The organism is Pantoea pleuroti (genome assembly GCF_014156615.1).
In the GTDB taxonomy this organism is placed as follows: Bacteria; Pseudomonadota; Gammaproteobacteria; order Enterobacterales; family Enterobacteriaceae; genus Pantoea; species Pantoea agglomerans.
This window is the reverse complement of sequence record NZ_SBFD01000001.1, coordinates 334,880-355,597: the sequence shown is the minus strand read 5'-3', so window position 1 is coordinate 355,597 and position 20,718 is coordinate 334,880. Positions and strand designations below refer to the sequence as shown.

Genomic DNA, 20,718 nt, shown 5'->3' with positions numbered 1-20,718 from the left:
CGTTGCTCTCCTCAGAACAGACCGCTCTGGTTTTTCAATAGCGCTTCCACGTCTTTATCGACTTTGATGTGGATCTCATGTTCGATTTTCACGTTCATGTTGATGGTGATGGGATCTTTGGGTGCCGTGACTTCAATGCGCGGCACGCAGCCGATGCTCAGCAGTCCGGCTGCCAGAACCAGTAGTGCCCTCAGGCTCATGGTGAAGTGTCCTTGTTGGATGGCAAATTCGCATGTTGCTCTAACCAGGATTGCAAATTATCGCCAAAGCGCAGGCTGCGCCAGAGCTGAAACAGGTTTTCCTGATGATGATAGTTGAGATTGACCGTCTGACGACGGTTACTGAACTGGCTGATGCCCTGTACCTGGGCCTCCATGGTGAGGTCGCCAAGATTATCCAGATTAATCGTGGCCCAGCTGCGGGAGACTTCCATATAACGTAAACAGTCCAGCGCGGCGCCCGTCGCCACGTTATTGCGGGTAATCGCATCCGCCATATCTTTATCCAGCCGGAAGGTCAGCGGACCGCTGTTGGCAATCCACCCTTTCTCCACCAGCCAGTGTGGATTATTGAGCCACAGCGGCAGTTCACCGTTGACCTTGCCCGACATGGCAAACTGTTTAGGTTTCAGCGCCGTCACCAGCTCGCTGAGGCTGATATTGCGCAGTGACACCCGGGCTGGATCATGCTGCGGCATGCGCAAAGCGGGCAGCGTAATTTGTCCGCCCAGCAGATCAAGGCTGACATCCTGCAACGTCAGTGGCGCCTGTTCGGACCACGGCCAGTTACCCTGCAGGTCAGCGCGAATATTCTGCATCGCAAACTGGTTCTTAACCTCGGCAATGCGCAGTGATACCGGGCCATGCTGACCAAACTGCCATTGCTGCTCATGGAATCTGAACGGCAACGAGAAATCAATACCGTTAACCTGGCTGTCAGGCGTCCAGATGCTGCCCTGTTTTACCGTCCAGTGGCCTCCCGCCTGGAAACCCTGCTCACTTGCGGCGGAAAAAGCGACCTGTGCCTGCAAACTGCCGCCCTGGATCTGCATTTTCATGTCGGGGCTGAGCAACGGCTGAAACACCGTCAGCGACTGTGCCGGCCACCAGGCCTGGCCGCGAAGCCGTTCGCCATCCCAGCGGCCATTAACCCGCAGCGGGCCAACCTTGCCCGCTTGTAAAGTGCCTCGCCAGATAAAATAGCCGGGATCACGACCTTTCGCCTCAAAGTCGAGCGTGGAGTCTGCCAGATGTCCGCCATAGCTGAAGCGGGTCTCTCCCGCCTGCAGGCGGAAATGCCCATTGAACGCCGGATGCGCCGCATCACGCTGCCAGTTTACCGGTTTAGTCAGTGTCAGACGCGGTTTTGCAACGTTGACACTGCCATACGCCAGCTGATTAAAACCGGTGGACAAGGTATCAAGATGGATCAGGCTGTCGTGCCAGCCGCCCGTGCCTTTAACGTCCCAGCGCGCCTGCAGCGGCAGCATCTCGCCACCTCCCCAGTAGCGCCAGTTCCATTCGCCCTTATCGGGCCAGAAATCAGTGGCGCGGCCATCAAGATGCAACCGGAAGCGGCCAAAACTGGCATCGTGCGCATTCAGAATGGCCTGCAGGCGGCCATCAATACCCTGCGAGGAGAGTCGTACGCCCGCCAGCGGCCAGCGCGCTTCGTCCACTTCCAGCGTTGACAGCAACCGGCCACGCAGGCGCAGCAGCGATTTAGGTTGCAGCACCAGTTGAGGATCGAGCAGCGAGCCGCTGAGCACGCCCGGAATGGAGCCGTAAAGTTGAAGATCGGCCAGCTTGCTTTCGCCGGTTAGCTGAAACGGCAGGTTGCTGTTGGTCAGGCTGAGGTTGCCGGGACCGACGCCAAGCACCACATTGCCCTTGCCGCCGCGTCCCTGGGTCAGCAGGTTAACGCGACCGCTAATCTGGCTACTTTCAAGGCCCGACTGCCAGTTATCCAGCGTCAGGTTAACAAACCCTGATAGCGGCTGAGCCTCCAGCGGCCAGAAGTATTCGCCCTTTTCAATCCGAATCTGATCGCGGCTGATCTGCCAGGGCAGTCTGAGAAGCGGCCTGGTCACTTCGGCCATCGCCACGCGTAGCTCGCCCTGCTGCTGCTGCCAGTTAAGCGTCAGCTGCAGGGGATGCGGCAGGGCGTCCAGCGCCAGCTGTCCGGTCACCTCGCCATTCACCGGCAGATCAGTGGCAAAGGTGGGTAACGCCAGATGACCACTCAGTGTGACAGGTTCAGGAAGTGCGGGATGGGTGAGTGTCAGGCGACTGATAGCGAGCTGCTGACCGGTCAGCGTTGCCGCCAGCTGCAGATTATCGCCCTGATAACTGAGTTGCTGGCGATCTTTTTCCAGCGTCAGATCCAGCGCGCCCGCATACGTCTGCCACGGCGTAACGATTAATTTGCTCAGATGAACGTCGGCGCCAGGCAGCATTGCCTGCCATTCGGCCAGCGTTTTGGGGGCTGCCGTGCTGTCATCACTGGCCGGTAATTTTTGCAGGCAGGTGCTATTCAGCGTCAGCTCTGACGCATTCAGTTTCCAGCGCGACTGATGCCAGCCCAGCGACACCCCCTTTACCGTTGCCAGGGAGCAATCCCCTGCGAGATAACGAAGCTGTGGCAACCACAGGCCACCCTCCCGCCAGCGCGGTGCGCCCGACAGCTCAATGCGGGTATCTTCAGGTAGCCAGATGCCGACCAGCCGCGGCAGCCATTGCGTTACAGTCAAGATCAGGCCGAGCAGCAGCAGAATCAGCGCCAGAATGGCGGCCAGCCGTCGCCGGAACATCCGTGGCATAAAAGCCATAATCCTTTTCCTTACAGTATCCTGACAACGATGATGGCATGTAATCTGCCAGAGGTGAAGGTCTGCGCCGGACACAAGTCAGCTGTTTCAGCAAAGTCTGTCAGAAAACGTTATCCTTGCTCTATCACCTCTGCAGGAGCACAACGATGAAAATCGCGGTTTACAGCACCAAACATTACGATCAGAAATACCTTGAGCAGGTCAATCAGCAGTTCGGCTTTGAACTGGTGTTTTTTGACTTTTTACTCTCTGAAAGCACCGCCAAAACCGCTGTGGGTTGCGATGCTGTCTGTATCTTTGTAAACGATGACGGCAGTCGCCCGGTGCTGGAAGAGCTGGCCGGGCTGGGTGTGAAATACATCGCGCTGCGCTGCGCCGGTTTCAATAATGTTGATCTGGCTGCTGCAAAAGAGCTGGGTCTGGAAGTGGTGCGCGTGCCGGCCTACTCACCGGAAGCGGTCGCTGAACATACTATCGGCCTGATGATGACCCTGAATCGCCGTATTCATCGCGCTTATCAGCGTACCCGTGACGCAAACTTTTCGCTCGACGGCCTGACCGGTTTCAACATGCATAACAAAACCGCGGGTGTTATTGGTACCGGTAAAATCGGGATCGCGACGATGCGGATTCTGAAAGGTTTTGGTATGCGGCTGCTGGCGTATGATCCCTACCCGAGTGAGCAGGCGCTGGAACTGGGCGCGGAATATGTCGATCTGAAGACGCTGTTTGCTGAATCCCACGTCATTACGCTGCACTGTCCGCTGACGCCGGAGAATCATCATCTGCTCAACGCCGACGCGTTTAAACAGATGCGTGATGGGGTGATGGTTATCAACACCAGTCGTGGTGGTCTGATTGATTCACAGGCGGCGATTGACGCGCTGAAACAGCAGAAAATCGGCGCGCTCGGCATGGATGTTTATGAGAATGAACGTGATCTGTTCTTTGAAGATAAGTCGAATGATGTGATTCAGGACGATGTGTTCCGCCGTCTGTCGGCGTGCCATAACGTGTTGTTCACCGGCCATCAGGCGTTTTTAACCGCCGAAGCGCTGACCGCCATTTCTGAAACGACACTGAATAATCTCAGCCAGCTTGACCTGGGTGAAAACTGCCCGAACCGACTTTCTGCCTGACTGTGCGGGCCGGAGCAATCCGGCCTGATCATCAGCGAGCGCAATTCCCGCCAATTAACGCCTGCTCATCACAGCGACGGCCATTCACTAACTGACACATCCCCACTCTTGAGCCATCCAGCTGATGCGAAAATGCCAGCGTTCCGCCCGCATTCGAACAGGTGCTTTCTGCCAGGGAAGACATCACCACCCGTGGCTGGATGTGGGCGGCGGTGGCTTGTTGCGGTGGCTCGTTATCATCACTGTTGCTGCTGCAGGCAGAGAGTAATAACGCGGCACCGGCCAGCAAAAAGGTGGCTGCTTTCATCAGTCGGACTCCGGGAAGTGGGGGAAAAGGCTGGCTCAGCATATGTCAGGCAGCACAACGGGTCGAGAGGTGAAACAGCTTTTTACAAAATTCTTCGGCGTCATTTGCAAGCAGAATTATCTTGTTTACCTGTTATCGCTGAACTGTCACCCTTTTTCGGCCCTTATTAATTCGGAGTAAAGCCATGTTAATGGATATGTTAATTCGCATAGCGCTGGCCGGTATTCTCGGCGGCCTGATCGGCATGGAGCGCCAGATGCGGGCCAAAGAAGCGGGACTGCGTACCCATATTCTGGTCGGTATCGGTAGTGCGATGTTTATGCTGGTATCGAAATATGGCTTCGCCGATATGCTCAACAGCGAACATGTAGCACTGGATCCCAGCCGTATTGCGGCACAGGTGGTTAGCGGCATGGGTTTCCTTGGCGCGGGCACCATTATGATTCAGAAGCAGGTGGTGAAAGGCTTAACCACGGCGGCGGGATTATGGGTGACTGCGGCGATTGGTCTGGTGATTGGTAGCGGCATGTATGAGATAGGCATTTATGGCACGGTGCTGGCGCTGGTGGTGCTGGAAGTCTTCCGCCGCCTGAGCCATTTTCTCATCGGTAAACATCATACGCTGCTGGTTTTTCTTAAGCCCAAAAGTGTGCCGCTGGTGCTGCTGGTCATGCAGCGGGAAGGCATTCGCTACGGCAATGTGACGGTGATTAACCGGGATGAGGAGAGTGGCCTGTGTGAGCTCAGCGTTCAGGTGACGCTGTCCCGCAAATCAAACGATGCTCACCTCTACGATAAGGTCATGGAGATCAAAGGAGTTCAGTCGCTGGAGATGATGTAAATCCCTCTCCATAAAAGCCATTCCTGCTGAACCCAGGCCGGTCAGCGGCAGGACGTTGCAGAAGGGAGTCATCCGAACTCACTGCCTTCTGCCCTCTCCATTAAATTCAACTATTACCAGAATCAGAAAATCATGCAGACTGACCTGAGAGATAGAGCCCGCCGGGAATTAATGTCATAATCCGTGATTGTTTATTAAGGTAACCATTTATCCGGGGAAAAATGCGCCAGAACTCTGACCATCGTGACGATACCCTGTCCGCTTCTGCACGTAAAAGTAGCTGGCCGGTATTGAGCATGTTTATCTTTACGCTGATTGCGGGCGCTGTGGCTATCATGATGATCCTGGATCATCGTAATTCCGTGAATAATGCGCTTGAGACCGGACAATGTCTGGCGGTGGAAGGCGCTGAAACTTTGCTGGAAATGCTCAGACACTTTTTACATCATGCCTATCGCTGGATTTTTAAAGCCTGTGGCTAGCAATACTAAATTCAGTGCAGCAGAAAATGCAGTAATCCGTGTCGGTTTACCAGCAACAAAACGCCGCAATACATAACTGCAACATAGCAGAGTAAAAAGAGTATCAGCGTCAATATAAATCGGACACCATGATTTTTTATATCGTGCGTGTTTTCCTGATGTCTCATACCCTTTAAACTTTTCTCCGTCCTTATTCACATATATAGCCAGCAATTTAACGATTTGTTACGCTGCCTGCATTGCCATGATGTGCGAAACGATAAAGTCACAGCAGGTCTCTCAGGAAAAAAGTTATGAGTGTAAAAATTAAAGCCACCCTTTTTAACTTTCACATTCACTTTAATGGCTTTAATTTCACCCGTCTGCTTTGAAAAGCAACAGTTTTGGACGTGGTGATATGTGCCAGTAAAATCGTTTCAGATTTAACGGGACACAAAAAACCTGATGTTTGTGCAATTTAGATGATCTTAATTATAACCCGGCAGTGTCAACGCACATTCAACAGCAAGGTTTTTCAGATTCATTCGATAATGAAATTAACAGTACATCATGATATTTAACTCCCTGCGAATTTATAGCAACAATTCAAATAGAGTTTTCAGATCAGATAAGCATAAACAGAACTCCGTTTAGGCATGATTGATTAATAGCGGTGCATGCTCTTTTTTTTGTTAACTGGTCGCTCTGATGAAATCTCTGTTAATTATCTCAATCATTTTTATGACTGCGGGTTGTGCGGCAAAAAAAGAGAATGCGCGGGCTGATGCTTACCAGGCATCACCGCCATCCTGTTCTGCGCACAATGATGAAATCGATTGCCAGTGGAAAGATGTGCCAGCCAGCTGACATCGCATAGTTGAACTCTGTTCGTGTTGTCCCATCCCACAGTTTTTGGGCAATGGCCTGGTAAGGCCTGCCCTCTTTGCTTCATTGAGTACCGCCGCATCGATTTACGTCGCTGCCTCCCTTAACGGGCAGCCTCTGCCGGATTCGCCGGGCGGCTATCCGCTGATTACTTCACTCCAGTACTGGCATTCGCGGCAACAATCCGTACCATACGCTGCATATTCGTGACACCGCAGTGAAGTGTCTGGCTGAACGCGCACGGCAATTTGCCCTTTAGCTACGCTTTCTGGATTTTGAGATAGGTAAAAATGCAAGATAATCAAACGGTTGACAAGAAAGAACAGTACAACCTCAATAAACTGCAAAAACGTCTGCGTCGTAACGTCGGCGAAGCCATTGCAGATTTTAATATGATTGAAGAAGGCGACCGCATCATGGTATGCCTGTCGGGCGGCAAAGACAGCTACACCATGCTGGAAATTTTGCGCAGTCTGCAAAAAAGCGCGCCGGTCAACTTCAGTCTGATTGCCGTTAACCTCGACCAGAAACAGCCGGGCTTCCCTGAGCATATCCTGCCGGAATATCTTGAGTCGCAGGGCGTTGAGTATCGGATTATCGAAGAAGATACCTACTCCATCGTCAAAGATAAGATCCCGGAAGGCAAAACCACCTGCTCACTCTGCTCGCGCCTGCGTCGTGGCATCCTCTATCGCGTCGCGACCGAGCTGGGCTGTACTAAAATTGCGCTGGGCCACCATCGCGATGACATTCTGCAGACGCTGTTCCTGAACATGTTTTACGGCGGAAAAATGAAAGGCATGCCGCCAAAGCTGATGAGCGACGATGGCAAGCAGATTGTGATCCGTCCGCTGGCTTACTGCCGTGAGAAAGATATCATCCGCTTCTCAGAAGCGCGTCAGTTCCCGATTATTCCGTGTAACCTCTGCGGTTCTCAGCCTAACCTGCAGCGTCAGGTGGTGGCCGATATGCTACGAGACTGGGATAAGCGCTATCCTGGCCGTATCGAAACCATGTTCAGCGCGATGCAGAATGTGGTGCCGTCACATATGGCGGATATCAACCTGTTCGATTTTAAAAGCATTAAGCATGGCGATGCGGTGGTTGATGGCGGAGACCTCGCCTTTGACCGGGAAAGCCTGCCGCTACAGCCTGTTGGCTGGCGGGCTGATGAAGAGGATGCCCCGGATACCAGCGCGCGTCTGGATGTGATTCAGATTAAATAAGTGCTGGACAGATTAAGGGCGTGCTGCTGGCAGCACGCCCTTTTTTTATATGTTGCGGTGCGGTGGTGGATCCATTATCGGTGGAAACTCCGGATCTGTCGGCGGATCAGGCTGGGGTTGTGGCTGAGGAATCGGCTCAGGAATCGGGGTCGGATCCGTGGGGATCGGCTCGCTGTTAAAAATCTCGCTCATGCCGTACTCCTTTTGTTGCGAATGGATTTTAAGCTTAGGTAAGGAACGGCGTTACAGCCAGGCGGGCAAAAAAAAAGCCGGCACACGGGCCGGCATGTTTCGAATTAAATGTGCTATGCATTAATTCTAAATTAGGAAGTAAGACAATATGGAGCGCAACGCCCATCGCTTGACGTTGCATTCACCTGCGGGAGAGAGTTTGCGTCAGCAGCGACAATGGGTTCTTGATGTCGATCAGCTTTTGCGTCCTTTACGGGATTTTCAGCGCAGATAACCGATACGCTACGCATAACGTCAGAGCCAGCGCCGTTTGCGCAGGTACCCCGCTACCCCGACGGCCAGTGCCACCAGCAGCAGACAGAAAATAGAGAAACCGTATCGCCATTCGCCGCCCGGAATACCGCCCAGGTTGACGCCAAACAGGCCGGTCAGGAAGGTGGCTGGCAGAAAAATCATCGCCATCAGTGACATGGTATAGGTACGACGGTTCATCGACTCCGCCATCGCAGAAGCAACCTCATCAGCCAGAATCGCGGTACGCGCCACGCCCGCATCCAGATCATCCAGCCCGCGTCCCAGCCGATCGGCAATTTCCTGCATCCGGCGCCGTTCGCTGTCATCCATCCAGGCCAGTTTTTCACTGGCCAGCCGCGCATAGACATCCCGCTGCGGTGCCATATAACGCCGCATCACAATCAGCTGTTTGCGCAGCAGGCCGAGTTCGCCTCGTGCTGGCATCCGCTGGTCAAGCAGCGCATCTTCCAGCTCAATGATTTTGTCATGTAAATCTTCGATAAACTCGCTGGTGTGATCGGTCAGAGCATCACAGATATCGACCAGCCAGCTGCCGCAGTCAATCGGGCCGTTACCATTCTGCAAATCCGTAAGGACTTCATCGACGGCAGAAACTTTACGCCGCCGGGTCGAGACGATGAGTTTATCGTTGATAAACACCCGCATCACCACCAACTGGTCGCGACGCGCATCGCTGTTGTGGTTGACGCTGCGCAGCACGATCATAAAGCCGTCGCCCAGCCGGCTGACGCGTGGACGCATACTGTCGCCTGCTAAGGCGTCTCGCACGGCATCAGGGATTTGTGGCGTCGACTGCAGCCATTCCGCGCTTTTACGGTGGGTATAGTTCAGATGGAGCCAGCAGGGCTGCTCACACTGGATGACTTCATCTTCAGCAATCGGGATCATCCCGCCCTTGCCATCCAGCTGGCAGGAAATTATGGCATCTGAAACCTGTAACGCTTTTCCTTCAATTACGTCCACACCATCGCCTCACTACTAAAATCAATACGATACAGTCTAGCGTGACGGTGTTGAGTTGCAATCTCCGGGCTGTGTAGAAAAATGTCAGAGGGTGGCCGGTTGACCGGCCACCTGCACTCAGTGCTTTTCAATCCACAGTTCACGACTGTAGGCGACATCTTCAGGGTTAGTGATGGGATAGCCTTTGACCCAGGGTTTAATCAGGCGGCCATTGGTGTACTGATAGATGGGGGCGATCGGAGCCTGCTCAGCCAGGATCTGTTCGGCACGGTTGTAATCGCTGTTACGTACCTGATCGCTGGTCTCCCGGCTGGCTTTGGCGATAACCGCATCATAATCCGCGTTGTTAAAGCGCGCGATGTTGCTGCTGTTGCCCGACGTCAGCAGATTCAGGAAGGTGGAGGGTTCATTGTAGTCACCGACCCACGAGGCGCGGATTACATCGAAGTTTCCGCTGTTACGGCTGTCGATATAGGTTTTCCACTCCTGGTTCTCCAGCGTGACATTCACACCCAGGTTCTTTTTCCACATCGAGGCCACAGCAATCGCAATCTTCTGGTGGCTCTCAGAGGTGTTATAGAGCAGTTTGAGTTTCAGCGGCTTGCCGGGACCGTAACCGGCAGCAGCGAGCAGCGATTTAGCCTGTGCATTCAGGCTATTCTGATCGTGCTGTTGCATGAATGTGGGCAGTGGCTTAAAGCCTGCTGTCACATCTGGCGTAAAGTGCCACGCCGGTTTCTCACCGGTGCCCAGCACTTTTTCAGCAATCACTTTCCGGTCGATAGACCAGGAGAGCGCTTTGCGAACCCGCACATCGGCCGTCGGCCCTTTCTGCGTGTTAAACGCGTAGTAGTAGGTGCCTAACTGGTCAGGTGTGTAGACCTCTCCGGGCAGGGTTTTCTTCAGTAGCGCATACATGTTTTTAGGGAAGGATTCGGTGATATCAATATCGTTGGATCGATAACGTTTAGTGGCGCTCGACTCTTCATTAATCGGCACGAAAGTCACTTTCGTCAGCACCGAATGCGCATCATCCCAGTAGTGAGGATTACGTGTCAGTACGATTTTTTCGTTTACTACGCGTTCGCTGAGCTGATAAGCCCCGTTGCCCACCAGTTTGCCGGGTGACGTCCAGCTGTCACCCCGTTGAGCAATAATTTTCTGCGGCACCGGAAAAAGCGCCACGTTAGCCACCAGCGCCGGGAACCACGGCACCGGACGATCCAGCGTCACCTTAAGCTGGTTTTTACTCTGTGCGACCACACCCAGCTTGTCGGGCGTCATTTCGCCTTTGGTAATCGCTACCGCATTCTGAATACCGCTTAAGCCCGCGAACCAGGCAAAGGCTGAACTGTTTTTCGGATCGACCAGCCGCTGCCAGCTGTAGACAAAATCCTGAGCCGTGACCGGATCACCGTTCGACCAGCGCGCGTTATTACGCAGCGTAAAGACCCAGGTTTTGTTATCGCTGCTGCTCCAGCTCTGCGCCACGCCCGGCACGATTTTGCCCTGTGCATCCTGATTGGTCAGCCCTTCAAACAGATCGCGTATCACCTGAATTTCAGGCAGTCCTACCGCTTTAAGCGGATCGAGCGAAGCGGGTTCATCTTTAATATGGCGAACGATCTGCTGCTGTTCAGCCAGCTGTGCGCCAGCGGGTGGATTCGCCGCGATGGCGGGTGTGATGATGCTGCTCAGGCTGATTGCTGCCAGCGTCATGCGAAAGGTCTTGACCATTATCACTCCTTTACCCCAAAGAAGCGCTGCATCAGTCTGTTGCCGATGCAACTTGTGCAGGGCACTTTAGCGCAAATGGCTGACAGATAAATAGCTATTTTCCGCACTCGGCTTTTCCGCTACTTTTAGTAAAACCCTTTGAGGAAATAACTATGTCGCCACTCCATCCACGTCCCCTGCGCGGCAAACTGGACGTCCCCTATCAGCAGTATGGCCGCTCAGTGCTGGGTGCGCCGCTGCTCTGGTTTCCGGCGCCGCTGGGCGATCCCGAGAGCGGGTTGATTCTGGCGGGTACCCACGGTGATGAGAATGCGGCCATCGCCACCCTCTCCGCCGCATTACGGACGCTGCCTGATGGAATGCGGCGGCACCACGTGGTGTTAGCGGTCAATCCTGATGGCTGTCAGCTCGGACTGCGCGCGAACGCAAACGGCGTCGATCTCAACCGCAACTTTCCGGCGGCGAACTGGCAGTCAGGCGAGACGGTGTATCGCTGGAACAGCGCTGCCGATGATCGTGATGTGGCGCTCTCGACCGGCACTCATCCGGCTTCTGAACCGGAAACCCAGGCGCTCTGTGCGCTGATTCATCAGCTGAAACCACGCTGGATCGTCTCATGGCATGAACCGCTGGGCTGTATTGACGACCCGCATCAGGCAGAGATTGGGGGCTGGCTGGCCAGCCACACCGGCCTTCCGCGGGTCAGCAGCGTTGGTTATGACACGCCAGGCTCATTCGGCAGCTGGTGTAAAGATCTCAGTCTGCCCTGCGTGACTGCTGAAATGCCGGTGATTTCAGTGGATGAAGCCACTGAAACCTACCTGGAGATGATGGTTAATCTGCTGCGCTGGCAGCAATGATCAGCTGACCGTTGCGCACTTTAATCGCCGGTTCTGCATCTACCGCCAGCCAGGTCGGCCCGTCGAGATCGGCAAAGCGAGTCTGCGGCACCAGTGGCAGTGCGGCGCGTATCGCCCGCGAGGTGCAGAGCATGCAGCCGAGCATTACCGCAAACCCCTGCTGCAGAGCCGCATCGGCCAGCGCCAGCGCCTCAGTCAGCCCGCCCGCTTTATCCAGCTTGATGTTGACCATCTCATAACGGCCTCGCAGCGACGCCAGGCTGTCACGGGTGTGACAGCTCTCATCGGCGCAGATCGGTAATGGATGGATAAAGTTCTCCAGCGCCGCATCCTCACCCGCTGGCAGAGGCTGTTCCAGCATCGCCACATTGATGTCCGCCAGCAGCTGACAGCGCGCCGCCAGACCTTCGGCGTGCCAGGATTCATTGGCATCCACAATCAGGGTCGCGTCCGGCACGGCGGCGCGAATCGCCATCAGCCGTTCGGTAATGAAATTATTATCCAGCTTAATCTTCAGTAGTGTTGCACCATGCTGCCACAGCGCCAGCGCACTGCTGGCCATCGCCTCGGGGGTATCAATGCTGACGGTCTGCGCGGTCACCACATCCTCAGGTGCAGTCACGCGGCTAAGCTGCCAGAGGCTGCTCTGCTGCTGGTGTGCGGCGAGATCCCACAGAGCGCTGTCAATGGCGTTGCGCGCAGCCCCGGCGGGCAGCGCCTGTTGTAACGCCTCGCGCGTCATGCCTTGTTGCAGCGCGGGCAGCAGCGCGGCGATTTGCGCCAGCACCGAGGCCTCGCTTTCACCATAGCGCGCATAAGGCGTCGCTTCGCCAACGCCTTTTACTCCGTCTTCCTCAATTTCCACCACCACCACTTTGACTTCAGTCCGGGTTCCACGGGCAATGACAAACGGCGTATGCAACGGCCAGGCTTCGGGATAACTTTTTACCGTTCTCATTTCCACTCCACAATGTGCGACGCAGTGGCAGACCGCCACGTTAAATTCCACAATTGAACTCGTAAACCCTTAACATTTATGTCATAAACAACGGCTATCTTTAGCCGTTTTGTGTCAGATCTTTTTTATCATTAAAAGGAATCACTATGTCTCAGACTGTTCATTTTCAGGGTAACGCCGTACCGGTTGCGGGTCAGTTTCCTCAGGCTGGCGATAAAGCCAAAGCTTTCACGCTGGTAGCGAAAAACCTGGTCAACGTCGCGCTCTCTGAGTATGCAGGAAAACGCAAAATTCTGAACATTTTCCCGAGCGTAGATACCGGTGTTTGTGCTTCATCGGTGCGCAAATTCAATCAGGCCGCGAGCGAACTAAATAACACCGTGGTGTTATGCATCTCTGCCGATCTGCCGTTTGCCCAGTCGCGCTTCTGTGGCGCAGAAAACCTGAACAACGTGGTGACGTTGTCGACGCTGCGCGGCTCCGAGTTTAAATATGATTATGGCGTGGAAATTGCCGATGGTGCGCTGGAAGGTCTGACCGCACGTGCCGTAATTGTGCTGGATGAGAACGATAAAGTGATCTACAGCCAGCTGGTTGATGAAATCACCACTGAGCCTGATTATGACGCTGCGCTGACCGCGCTGAAGTAATAAAAAAAGCGGATAACCAGGTTATCCGCTTCCCATCTTCTGTTTGCCGTTTATTCGCTTTCGGTGCGCTTCTGCCCCAGACCATACTCCCGCAATTTATTAGCAATCGCCGTATGCGACACACCAAGCCGTTTTGCCAGTTTTCGGGTGCTGGGATAGGAGAGATAGAGCCGCGTCAGAATCGACCGTTCGAAACGACTGGTGATCTGATCCAGCGTCCCTTCCAGCGCCTCATCGCCCAGTGACACATCCAGAGCCTGTTCAGGCAACACGATATCCTGCGGACGCAGTTCGTAACCTTCCAGTTGGGTTAATGCCCGATAAAGCGCATTTTTCAGCTGACGCACGTTGCCAGGCCAGGCGTAGCGGGTCAGAAAAGCGTTAAGCTGCGGTGAGAGTCGCGGACGCGCCATCCCCTGCTCATCCGCAAAGCGGGCAACAAACATCTCGGTCAGCGGCAGAATATCCTGCGGACGATCGCGCAGAGGCGGCAGTTGCAGCGTCAGCACATTGAGCCGGTAAAAGAGATCCTCGCGGAACTCCCCGCGCTGCACCAGCTCAATCAGGTTTTTCTGCGTAGCGCAGATTACCCGCACATTGACATGCACTTCATGCTCTTCACCGACGCGGCGGAAGGTGCCATCATTGAGAAAACGCAGCAGCTTGGTCTGCATTCTCGGCGACATCTCACCAATCTCATCCAGCAGCACAGAGCCGCCATTAGCCTGCTCAAAAAAGCCCTTCTTACCTTCCAGCGCATTCGGATAGGCTCCGGCGGCATGACCAAACAGCTCGCTTTCGGCGACGTCGTCGGGCAGAGAGGCACAGTTCAGCGCCAGGAAGGGATTCTTGCCACGGGCACTGCGCAGATGGCAGGCGCGTGCCAGCATATCTTTCCCGGTGCCGGTGTCGCCAACAATCAGTAAAGGCGCATCGAGCATCGCCAGTTTACGCGCCTGATCCACCACCTGACGCATCTTCGGCGTGACAGCAATGATATGGTCAAACTCCGATTCATCGGTGACCACCAGATTCTGCAACTGACGACCCATGCGGGCTGTCGACTTCAGCATCACCATCGCTCCCACCGGCCTGTCATTCTGGCCCTCTTCGCCCGGCAGATAAATAGGACGCGCTTCCATCAGAAAATCGCGGCCCTCAATGACCACATGCTGCGCCTGCGCTTCAACCCGATCGCTCTCCAGCCAGCGCATGAAGTTGAAGCCGTTAATCAGATTACCGGCGCTGAAGTTGCGCATCTTCTCTTCATCGAGATTAAACAGGTTCTGTGCGGCCGGATTAGCCAGTTCAACCTTGCTTTTCAGATCGATGGAAAAAACCGGATCCGGCATCGCCACCAGCAGCGCGCTCAGCGCACGATGCTCGCGTTCAGAGGGCATGTACGCTACCGTGCGCACATCTGTTACGCCCGGTGTACGCCGGATTTCAGCCATCAGATTGCTGAAGGCGTCAAATTCCAGTGCAGAAAAGTTGAGGTATATGCGGCCCAGCGCCGTGATTTCGATACCGCGTAAATCAATGTTGCGTGCCACCAGCAGATCGAGCAGTTCACGCGTCAGACCGAGTCGGTCCTGACAGAACACTTCCAGACGCATTGCGTTCGCCTTAATCAGGTTCAGATAAGACAATAATACGCTAAGTCGCGCACCTGCAGAAAGGGATCTGTCAGGAAAAGTTGACAGTTCCGACGCGTATGGCGGACTTTTGTACTGCCCTGCTGAATCATACGAGCCGCCACTGATTGTCAGCCTTTGTCAGCACCAGACTGTTGATTGCTGGCGGATTGCTGTATATTTTTCCCAACCGATTAGAAATGATTATAAAATGCTGACTTTCTTCGCAAAATATTTGACTGTGGGTCTGGTAAATACCCTGATTCATTGGGTGACCTTTTTTATCTGCCTCAGTCTGGGGCTGTTCCAGTCGACCGCGAACCTGATTGCTTTTTGCCTGGCCGTTACCTTCTCTTTCTTTGTTAATGCGCGCTGGACATTTAAACAGCAGGCGACAGCGTGGCGATATATTCTTTACGTCTTTTTTATGGGCGCGATGGCATTCAGCGTCGGTTATCTGGCTGATCGATTCGGCCTCTATCCGATTATTACGCTGATCACCTCATCGGCTATCAGTCTGGCGTGTGGCTTTCTTTTTTCCCGCTTTATCGTATTTAAAGGAGAATAATGAAAATCTCTCTGGTGGTACCGGTATTTAATGAAGAGGAGGTCATCCCTCTTTTTTATGACGCGGTCAGAAAATATGAAGCGCTGGCAGCCTGGCAGGTTGAGATTGTTTTTGTTGATGATGGCAGCACAGATGCAACGCATGCGCTGATTACCCAACTGAGTCAGAGCGATCCGCTGGTACGTAGCCTGTCGTTTATTCGTAATTTCGGCAAGGAACCCGCGCTGTTTGCCGGCCTGGAAGCCGCAACCGGCGATGCCGTTATCCCGATAGATGTGGATTTACAGGACCCCATCACTGTTATACCTGAGATGATCAGCAAGTGGCTGGCGGGTGCTGATATTGTTCTTGCCAAGCGGATGGACAGAAGTGCCGATGGCCACCTCAAACGCAAAACCGCCCGCTGGTTTTACAAACTGCATAACAGCATCAGCCATCCGCAGATAGAAGAGAATGTCGGTGATTTCCGTCTGATGTCGCGTGAAGTCGTCGAAAATATTAAGCTGCTGCCCGAGAAGAATCTCTTTATGAAGGGGATTCTGAGCTGGGTCGGCGGAAAGACTGATATCGTGGAATATGTGCGTACTGAGCGGATCGCGGGCCATAGTAAATTCGGCGGCTGGAAGCTGTGGAATCTTGCGCTGGAGGGACTGACCTCATTCTCTACGGTTCCACTTCGCATCTGGTCATATCTGGGTTTTCTGGTGGCCTCGCTAGCTTTTCTATATGGACTCTGGATGATCCTGGATAAACTGCTGTTTGGTAACCCGGTGCCAGGCTATCCCTCTATTCTGGTTTCCGTGCTGTTTCTTGGTGGCGTTCAGCTTATTGGGATTGGCGTGCTGGGTGAATATATCGGCCGCATTTACATGGAAACCAAAAATCGGCCTCGCTATATTTTGCGAAAATCCGCGCCGACAAAAATCACCGCCCCTCAGAATACCGACTAAATTGCCCACTCAGGGGGCAGAGAAGATGGACAGATTAAAAAGGATGACAGATGACCGCCACTGATAACGGCATAACCCGCCGTCAGGTCTTTTTGCTTTTTGTGATAGTTTTCCTGATTGCTTACAGTCCTGCTTATTTAACCCATTATGCCTACACCGATGACTGGACAAACCTCTACTGGGCTAATTTTGACAAGCTGAGTATTTTAAACTGGGACACGTTATCCGGCAGGCCGGTATATGGCATTATTCAGTACAGCGCCTCTTTTCTGGTGGAAAGCGTAGAACGCCTGGCGCTGCTGCGTTCTGTCGCAATTGTTCTGCTCATCTTTACCGGATACTACATCTATACCCTGTGTCAGAAATATGCGCTGCTGGAGAATCAGGCTCAGCGGATCACCTTTGCGTTATTGCTTTGTCTGCTGCCCTCATTCCAGGTTTATATTGCATGGGCATCCTGCTTTCCCTATATCGCTGCAATTCTGCTGGCAGGTGCCAGCTACCGCTTCTCGATAAAACCGGGCATCACAGGTCGCATTATAGCGGTCTGCCTGCTGACCATGGCCTTCTGTCTTTATCAACCGGCTGCGATGAGCTTTACCTTCTTTGCCGCACTGGATTTGTGCCTTTCAGAACGGAAAATCGATAAGAAGCGTGCGGTAATCTCTCTGATGGTGCTGGGCGCAGGAATGTTCGCAGCGCTCATTGCCTCGAAGGTACTGCCCGTACAGATTTATGGCCATTCGCTGCCGCGTTCCGCATTCAGCTACGACGTCCCGGTTAAACTGAAATGGTTTTTCAGCGAATACCTTAAGAACGTTATCTGCAACTTTGACCTCGGCGCAAAATCCGTGTCGGTGATCATTTCATCGATCATTATTGGCTTTGGGCTTAAGAAAATTAAAGCAGCAGGCAACGACAAATTTTATCTGATGTTTATCTTACTGCTGATTGCCGCGCTGCCTAATCTGATTGTCAGTGAAAGTATGGCGGCCTACCGGACCCTGATTGCCGGTGCGCTGATCACCACCAGCGCGTTTATCCTGGGACTGTTTGAAATCAGCAAAAAGTTAAAATGGAAAAAAACCTATTATGCACTGCTGGTGATAGCTGCCGCCTCGCTGTCGATAAGCCACCTGATTAATGGCTACTCGGTACCCGCCCGCAAAGAATTTGCCCTGCTTGAGCAGGCAATCACTCAGCAGGTACCTAAAGATTTTCAGGGTGCGCTCTATTATCGGCTGACCGGGGAGTATCTGCCCAAGGTTGCGACGCTACGGAAATATGACGACTTCGGCGGACTGGGGTTAAGCATGTCATGGACATTCGGCGGGATGGCGCATTTTATCAGGGAGAAAAATGGAATGGCCTACACGCTGCCAGCGGATCCGGTGATCACTGATGAGTCGGGCTGTCCGGGTGAGTGTCTGGTCATCGACTCCCGACAGGTGCTGCGTCAGGCACACTAATGAATAAAGGCGGCAATGCCGCCTTTAATTTGTCACGAGAGCGTCAGGCTGACTTATTGCCGCCCTTCTGCAACGCCTCTTTCAACTGGCCCAGCAGCTCACGACGGAAATCGCCGAGCCGTGGTTTATCCTGCTCCAGCCACGGCAGTGGACGGCACAGCTCCATCGCTTTGATGCCCAGCCTTGCGGTCAGCAAACCCGCGCCAATGCCCTGCGCGGCGCGCGTGGAAAGCCGGGCGGCGATATCCTGCGACATCCAGTCCATACCCACTTCCCGCACCAGTTCGGAAGCTCCGGCAAAGGCCATATTGAGCAGCACCAGACGGAACAGCCGGATGCGGCTGAAGTAGCCCAGCTCAATGCCGTAAATAGCCGCGATGCGATTGACCAGCCGCAGATTACGCCAGGCGATAAACGCCATATCCACCAGCGCCAGCGGGCTGACCGCAATCATCAGCGTGGCTTCCGCAGCATGACGGCTGATTTCGCGCCGCGCCTGCCGATCCAGCACCGGCTGCACCAGTTGCGCATATAAGCGGACAATTTCACTGTCATTGTGGGTTTCGTGCAGCGATGCATGCCAGCGCTGCAGGGCCGGATGCGCCTGATCCAGCTCTGCCTCTTGCGCCAGTTTTTCGCAGAATGCCCGGCCTTTGCCGATACCATGACTGTGCAGCAGCTCACGGCCCACATCCCGCTCCTCAGCGCGCTGACGCAGCTGATAGAGACGACGCCACTCGGTAGTCAGCGCACCCACACCCGCCAGGACGATCAGACCACCCGCCACGCCGCTACCCAGCGAAAACCAGTCGCGGGCCAGCCAGGCGTCATGTGTCCACTGGACACCCTGCGCAATCACGCTGACGCCAAACAGCAGCACGCCAGCGGTCACCAGTTTGCGCCAAACGCTGCGCTTAGGTTTCAGCGCAGCTTCCACCGCCCGTTCACCAGCGCCCTCCTCTTCGACAGCGACTTCTTCATCCTGCACCGCCAGAAACGCCGCCTGCGCTTCCGCTTCAAAAGTCTGCGCCGGGCGCAGCGGCGTGGTGCTGCTCTCATCCAGCGGACGGGCAAAATCGATACGCGGCTTTAGCGGATCACTCATCGCAATTTATCTCCCAATAAAAATTCCAGCGCGGCATCCATGCGGATATGTGGCAGCGGGCGATCGACATCAAGCTGCTGCGGCCGGAACTGTTCAAACTGAAAACCCTGCTGCTGCCAGAAGGCATTACCGGGCAGACGCGGCGGGACTTCGCCCGGATAGACGGTGAGCGGCTCACCATCATCCAGCCGGTTTCCGCGCAGGGCCGGGATCTTCTCGCCGCTGTGATCGACCAGCCCGCTCTGCGTCGCCTGCACCGACGCCAGTCCGATGCAATCCATGCTAATCCCCTCAAACGCCGCGTTCTGCCAGGCATCCTGCACCAGCTGCTGCAACAGTGACACCATATTGCCGTGCTGATCGCTGGTGATGTGATCGGCCTTGGTGGCGGCAAACAGCAATTTGTCGATTACCGGTGAAAAGAGCCGCCGAAACAGGGTTCGCTGACCGTAATGAAAACTCTGCATCAGCTGCGTCAGTGCCAGCCGCATATCGTTAAACGCCTGGGGTCCGCTGTTAAGCGGTTGCAGGCAGTCAACCAGCACAATCTGGCGGTCAAAGCGCAGAAAATGATTTTTATAGAAACCTTTCACCACATGCTGACAGTAGTAGTTAAACCGCTGCTGCAGCATGCTGAAGTTACTGCCCTTGTCCGCCTGTGCCAGCTTAGTGAGTTGCGCTTCATCAGCCGTCGGCCAGGGGAAGAACTGCAGCGCGGGGGCGCCTGCCATATCGCCAGGCAGCACGAAGCGACCGGGCTGAATAAAGTGTAAGCCTTCAGATTTACAGCGATGCAGATAGTCGGTCCAGGCAGCGGCAATCTCTGCCAGCTGGGTTTCATCGGCGGGTGCAAGCGGGTCGAGTTTTTCGCAGAGGGTTCGCCAGGGCTTTGCCCACTCAGCACGATCGCCCTGCAGCAGACCGTTCATCTGCCGGGACCAGGCGAGATAATCCTGCGCCAGCATCGGCAGATCCAGCAGCCATTCGCCGGGATAGTCGACAATCTCCAGATAGAGTGTCGCAGTCTCTTTCAGGTGACGCAGCAGCGAATCATTGGGACGATAACGCAGCGCCAGTCGCATTTCGCTGACGCCGCGGGTGGGTGTGGGCCAGGCAGGCGGCGTGCTGTAGAGCTGTGCCAGCCCTTCGTCATAGGTGAAACGGGCCGTGCCCATGTCACGCTGTGGTACCCGCTTTACGCCTAACAGGCGCTCATCCCGCACCACGGAAAACAGCGGCAAACGCGCGCCGCTGTGAACGGTTAAAAGCTGATTAACCAGTGAGGTGATGAAGGCGGTTTTGCCGCTGCGGCTTAATCCGGTTACCGCCAGCCGCAGGTGGCGATCAACGCCACGGTTCATCAACGCCATCAATTCAGTTTGCAGTCTTTTCATCTTTCTCCCTGATGAAGCGCGATGCCACCCGGTTCATCACGCGTTTCAGCAATGGCTCAAGCGCCACAGCCAGCAGCAGACGTAACGGGCGTCGCGCTACCGATTTCACTGCCCAGCCAGTGACACCGGCGGGACCGTAGGTAACAGCATTAATAATGATGAATTTAGCGGCCGACTTCAATGCAGGTGCCGCGCGGTGACGAAAAGCAGTGGATCGCGAAAAAGACATCAACACCT

21 protein-coding genes are annotated in these 20,718 nt (G+C 54.4%); 10 read left to right on the top strand and 11 right to left on the bottom strand.

Annotated elements, in window-relative coordinates; genetic code table 11:
• Nucleotides 1-11: 11 nt before the first annotated feature.
• Both EPG66_RS01815 and EPG66_RS01810 read right to left on the bottom strand, forming a co-directional pair.
• Complete coding sequence (locus EPG66_RS01815; protein ID WP_009090058.1) at nucleotides 12-200, bottom strand: YnbE family lipoprotein; 189 nt, start codon at nucleotides 198-200, stop codon at nucleotides 12-14.
• Complete coding sequence (locus EPG66_RS01810) at nucleotides 197-2,827, bottom strand: YdbH family protein (protein WP_281369233.1); 2,631 nt, start codon at nucleotides 2,825-2,827, stop codon at nucleotides 197-199. The genes EPG66_RS01815 and EPG66_RS01810 overlap by 4 nt, the downstream gene beginning before the upstream one ends.
• Nucleotides 2,828-2,973: 146 nt before the next feature.
• Between EPG66_RS01810 and EPG66_RS01805 the strand changes: the two genes are divergently transcribed.
• Nucleotides 2,974-3,966 (top strand): 2-hydroxyacid dehydrogenase, encoded by a 993-nt coding sequence (locus tag EPG66_RS01805; protein ID WP_083067960.1) that lies wholly within the window; start codon nucleotides 2,974-2,976, stop codon nucleotides 3,964-3,966.
• Between the two features lie 31 nt (nucleotides 3,967-3,997).
• Here the strand turns inward: EPG66_RS01805 and EPG66_RS01800 are convergent, their stop codons facing one another.
• On the bottom strand, nucleotides 3,998-4,273 hold the full coding sequence (locus EPG66_RS01800) for a putative hemolysin (RefSeq protein ID WP_003853763.1): 276 nt from the start codon (nucleotides 4,271-4,273) through the stop codon (nucleotides 3,998-4,000).
• Between the two features lie 184 nt (nucleotides 4,274-4,457).
• Between EPG66_RS01800 and EPG66_RS01795 the strand changes: the two genes are divergently transcribed.
• The 4 genes from EPG66_RS01795 (at nucleotide 4,458) to ttcA (ending at nucleotide 7,686) form a co-directional block, all read left to right on the top strand.
• On the top strand, nucleotides 4,458-5,114 hold the full coding sequence (locus tag EPG66_RS01795; protein ID WP_010670214.1) for an MgtC/SapB family protein: 657 nt from the start codon (nucleotides 4,458-4,460) through the stop codon (nucleotides 5,112-5,114).
• A gap of 221 nt (nucleotides 5,115-5,335) precedes the next feature.
• A complete protein-coding gene (locus EPG66_RS01790; protein WP_115758485.1) occupies nucleotides 5,336-5,596 on the top strand; it encodes a hypothetical protein in 261 nt (86 codons plus the stop codon).
• 687 nt (nucleotides 5,597-6,283) lie between these two features.
• The gene (locus EPG66_RS01785) at nucleotides 6,284-6,442 is read left to right on the top strand and encodes a hypothetical protein (protein WP_167620266.1); all 159 of its coding nucleotides are present in this window, start codon (nucleotides 6,284-6,286) and stop codon (nucleotides 6,440-6,442) included.
• Nucleotides 6,443-6,750: 308 nt separating this feature from the next.
• Entirely contained in the window at nucleotides 6,751-7,686 is a 936-nt protein-coding gene (ttcA, locus tag EPG66_RS01780) for a tRNA 2-thiocytidine(32) synthetase TtcA (protein WP_182685810.1), read from the top strand.
• 45 nt (nucleotides 7,687-7,731) lie between these two features.
• On the opposite strand, the gene ynaL is transcribed toward ttcA, so the two are convergent.
• The 3 genes from ynaL to EPG66_RS01770 all read right to left on the bottom strand — a co-directional run bounded on the left by ynaL (nucleotide 7,732) and on the right by EPG66_RS01770 (nucleotide 10,893).
• A complete protein-coding gene (gene ynaL, locus EPG66_RS23315; protein ID WP_281369229.1) occupies nucleotides 7,732-7,878 on the bottom strand; it encodes a proline-rich small protein YnaL in 147 nt (48 codons plus the stop codon).
• A gap of 294 nt (nucleotides 7,879-8,172) precedes the next feature.
• On the bottom strand, nucleotides 8,173-9,156 hold the full coding sequence (gene zntB / locus EPG66_RS01775; RefSeq protein WP_031591531.1) for a zinc transporter ZntB: 984 nt from the start codon (nucleotides 9,154-9,156) through the stop codon (nucleotides 8,173-8,175).
• Nucleotides 9,157-9,273: 117 nt separating this feature from the next.
• Nucleotides 9,274-10,893 carry a peptide ABC transporter substrate-binding protein gene (locus EPG66_RS01770; protein WP_182685808.1) on the bottom strand — a complete coding sequence of 540 codons (1,620 nt, stop codon included), beginning with the start codon at nucleotides 10,891-10,893 and terminating at the stop codon, nucleotides 9,274-9,276.
• A 152-nt stretch (nucleotides 10,894-11,045) separates the two neighbouring features.
• Here EPG66_RS01770 and mpaA point away from each other — a divergent pair, with 152 nt between their 5' ends.
• On the top strand, nucleotides 11,046-11,753 hold the full coding sequence (mpaA, locus tag EPG66_RS01765) for a murein tripeptide amidase MpaA (protein WP_033757784.1): 708 nt from the start codon (nucleotides 11,046-11,048) through the stop codon (nucleotides 11,751-11,753).
• On the opposite strand, the gene ycjG is transcribed toward mpaA, so the two are convergent.
• Nucleotides 11,728-12,711, bottom strand: a complete 984-nt coding sequence (gene ycjG, locus EPG66_RS01760) for an L-Ala-D/L-Glu epimerase (protein ID WP_182685806.1) — start codon at nucleotides 12,709-12,711, stop codon at nucleotides 11,728-11,730. The genes mpaA and ycjG overlap by 26 nt on opposite strands.
• A gap of 146 nt (nucleotides 12,712-12,857) precedes the next feature.
• On the opposite strand from ycjG, the gene tpx reads away from it, so the two are divergent.
• Entirely contained in the window at nucleotides 12,858-13,361 is a 504-nt protein-coding gene (tpx, locus tag EPG66_RS01755) for a thiol peroxidase (RefSeq protein WP_010244619.1), read from the top strand.
• A gap of 50 nt (nucleotides 13,362-13,411) precedes the next feature.
• Here tpx and tyrR read toward each other — a convergent pair whose 3' ends face one another.
• Nucleotides 13,412-14,977 carry a transcriptional regulator TyrR gene (gene tyrR, locus EPG66_RS01750; RefSeq protein ID WP_031591537.1) on the bottom strand — a complete coding sequence of 522 codons (1,566 nt, stop codon included), beginning with the start codon at nucleotides 14,975-14,977 and terminating at the stop codon, nucleotides 13,412-13,414.
• A gap of 229 nt (nucleotides 14,978-15,206) precedes the next feature.
• Here tyrR and EPG66_RS01745 point away from each other — a divergent pair, with 229 nt between their 5' ends.
• Genes EPG66_RS01745 through EPG66_RS01735 form a run of 3 tightly spaced genes read left to right on the top strand, consistent with a single transcriptional unit; the run spans nucleotide 15,207 to nucleotide 17,982 of the window.
• Nucleotides 15,207-15,563, top strand: a complete 357-nt coding sequence (locus tag EPG66_RS01745) for a GtrA family protein (protein WP_039386343.1) — start codon at nucleotides 15,207-15,209, stop codon at nucleotides 15,561-15,563.
• A complete protein-coding gene (locus EPG66_RS01740; RefSeq protein WP_083067956.1) occupies nucleotides 15,563-16,513 on the top strand; it encodes a glycosyltransferase family 2 protein in 951 nt (316 codons plus the stop codon). The genes EPG66_RS01745 and EPG66_RS01740 overlap by 1 nt, the downstream gene beginning before the upstream one ends.
• 50 nt (nucleotides 16,514-16,563) lie before the next feature.
• Nucleotides 16,564-17,982, top strand: a complete 1,419-nt coding sequence (locus EPG66_RS01735; RefSeq protein ID WP_182685804.1) for a hypothetical protein — start codon at nucleotides 16,564-16,566, stop codon at nucleotides 17,980-17,982.
• 43 nt (nucleotides 17,983-18,025) lie between these two features.
• Here the strand turns inward: EPG66_RS01735 and EPG66_RS01730 are convergent, their stop codons facing one another.
• Genes EPG66_RS01730 through pspD form a run of 3 tightly spaced genes read right to left on the bottom strand, consistent with a single transcriptional unit; the run spans nucleotide 18,026 to nucleotide 20,710 of the window.
• Nucleotides 18,026-19,087: a YcjF family protein gene (locus EPG66_RS01730; protein ID WP_182685803.1), complete on the bottom strand. Its 1,062-nt coding sequence runs from the start codon at nucleotides 19,085-19,087 to the stop codon at nucleotides 18,026-18,028.
• Nucleotides 19,084-20,481 (bottom strand): YcjX family GTP-binding protein, encoded by a 1,398-nt coding sequence (locus EPG66_RS01725; protein WP_182685801.1) that lies wholly within the window; start codon nucleotides 20,479-20,481, stop codon nucleotides 19,084-19,086. Before EPG66_RS01725 ends, EPG66_RS01730 begins: the two co-directional genes overlap by 4 nt.
• Nucleotides 20,462-20,710: a phage shock protein PspD gene (gene pspD, locus EPG66_RS01720; RefSeq protein ID WP_010670225.1), complete on the bottom strand. Its 249-nt coding sequence runs from the start codon at nucleotides 20,708-20,710 to the stop codon at nucleotides 20,462-20,464. Before pspD ends, EPG66_RS01725 begins: the two co-directional genes overlap by 20 nt.
• Nucleotides 20,711-20,718 lie beyond the last annotated feature (8 nt).

Bases quoted from the DNA above. Each gene is read 5' to 3' on its own strand.
- EPG66_RS01815 (WP_009090058.1), bottom strand. From the start codon at position 200: ATGAGCCTGAGGGCACTACTGGTTCTGGCAGCCGGACTGCTGAGCATC.
- EPG66_RS01810 (WP_281369233.1), bottom strand. From the start codon at position 2,827: ATGGCTTTTATGCCACGGATGTTCCGGCGACGGCTGGCCGCCATTCTG.
- EPG66_RS01805 (WP_083067960.1), top strand. From the start codon at position 2,974: ATGAAAATCGCGGTTTACAGCACCAAACATTACGATCAGAAATACCTT.
- EPG66_RS01800 (WP_003853763.1), bottom strand. From the start codon at position 4,273: ATGAAAGCAGCCACCTTTTTGCTGGCCGGTGCCGCGTTATTACTCTCT.
- EPG66_RS01795 (WP_010670214.1), top strand. From the start codon at position 4,458: ATGTTAATGGATATGTTAATTCGCATAGCGCTGGCCGGTATTCTCGGC.
- EPG66_RS01790 (WP_115758485.1), top strand. From the start codon at position 5,336: ATGCGCCAGAACTCTGACCATCGTGACGATACCCTGTCCGCTTCTGCA.
- EPG66_RS01785 (WP_167620266.1), top strand. From the start codon at position 6,284: ATGAAATCTCTGTTAATTATCTCAATCATTTTTATGACTGCGGGTTGT.
- ttcA (WP_182685810.1), top strand. From the start codon at position 6,751: ATGCAAGATAATCAAACGGTTGACAAGAAAGAACAGTACAACCTCAAT.
- ynaL (WP_281369229.1), bottom strand. From the start codon at position 7,878: ATGAGCGAGATTTTTAACAGCGAGCCGATCCCCACGGATCCGACCCCG.
- EPG66_RS01770 (WP_182685808.1), bottom strand. From the start codon at position 10,893: ATGGTCAAGACCTTTCGCATGACGCTGGCAGCAATCAGCCTGAGCAGC.
- mpaA (WP_033757784.1), top strand. From the start codon at position 11,046: ATGTCGCCACTCCATCCACGTCCCCTGCGCGGCAAACTGGACGTCCCC.
- ycjG (WP_182685806.1), bottom strand. From the start codon at position 12,711: ATGAGAACGGTAAAAAGTTATCCCGAAGCCTGGCCGTTGCATACGCCG.
- tpx (WP_010244619.1), top strand. From the start codon at position 12,858: ATGTCTCAGACTGTTCATTTTCAGGGTAACGCCGTACCGGTTGCGGGT.
- tyrR (WP_031591537.1), bottom strand. From the start codon at position 14,977: ATGCGTCTGGAAGTGTTCTGTCAGGACCGACTCGGTCTGACGCGTGAA.
- EPG66_RS01745 (WP_039386343.1), top strand. From the start codon at position 15,207: ATGCTGACTTTCTTCGCAAAATATTTGACTGTGGGTCTGGTAAATACC.
- EPG66_RS01740 (WP_083067956.1), top strand. From the start codon at position 15,563: ATGAAAATCTCTCTGGTGGTACCGGTATTTAATGAAGAGGAGGTCATC.
- EPG66_RS01735 (WP_182685804.1), top strand. From the start codon at position 16,564: ATGACCGCCACTGATAACGGCATAACCCGCCGTCAGGTCTTTTTGCTT.
- EPG66_RS01730 (WP_182685803.1), bottom strand. From the start codon at position 19,087: ATGAGTGATCCGCTAAAGCCGCGTATCGATTTTGCCCGTCCGCTGGAT.
- EPG66_RS01725 (WP_182685801.1), bottom strand. From the start codon at position 20,481: ATGAAAAGACTGCAAACTGAATTGATGGCGTTGATGAACCGTGGCGTT.
- pspD (WP_010670225.1), bottom strand. From the start codon at position 20,710: ATGTCTTTTTCGCGATCCACTGCTTTTCGTCACCGCGCGGCACCTGCA.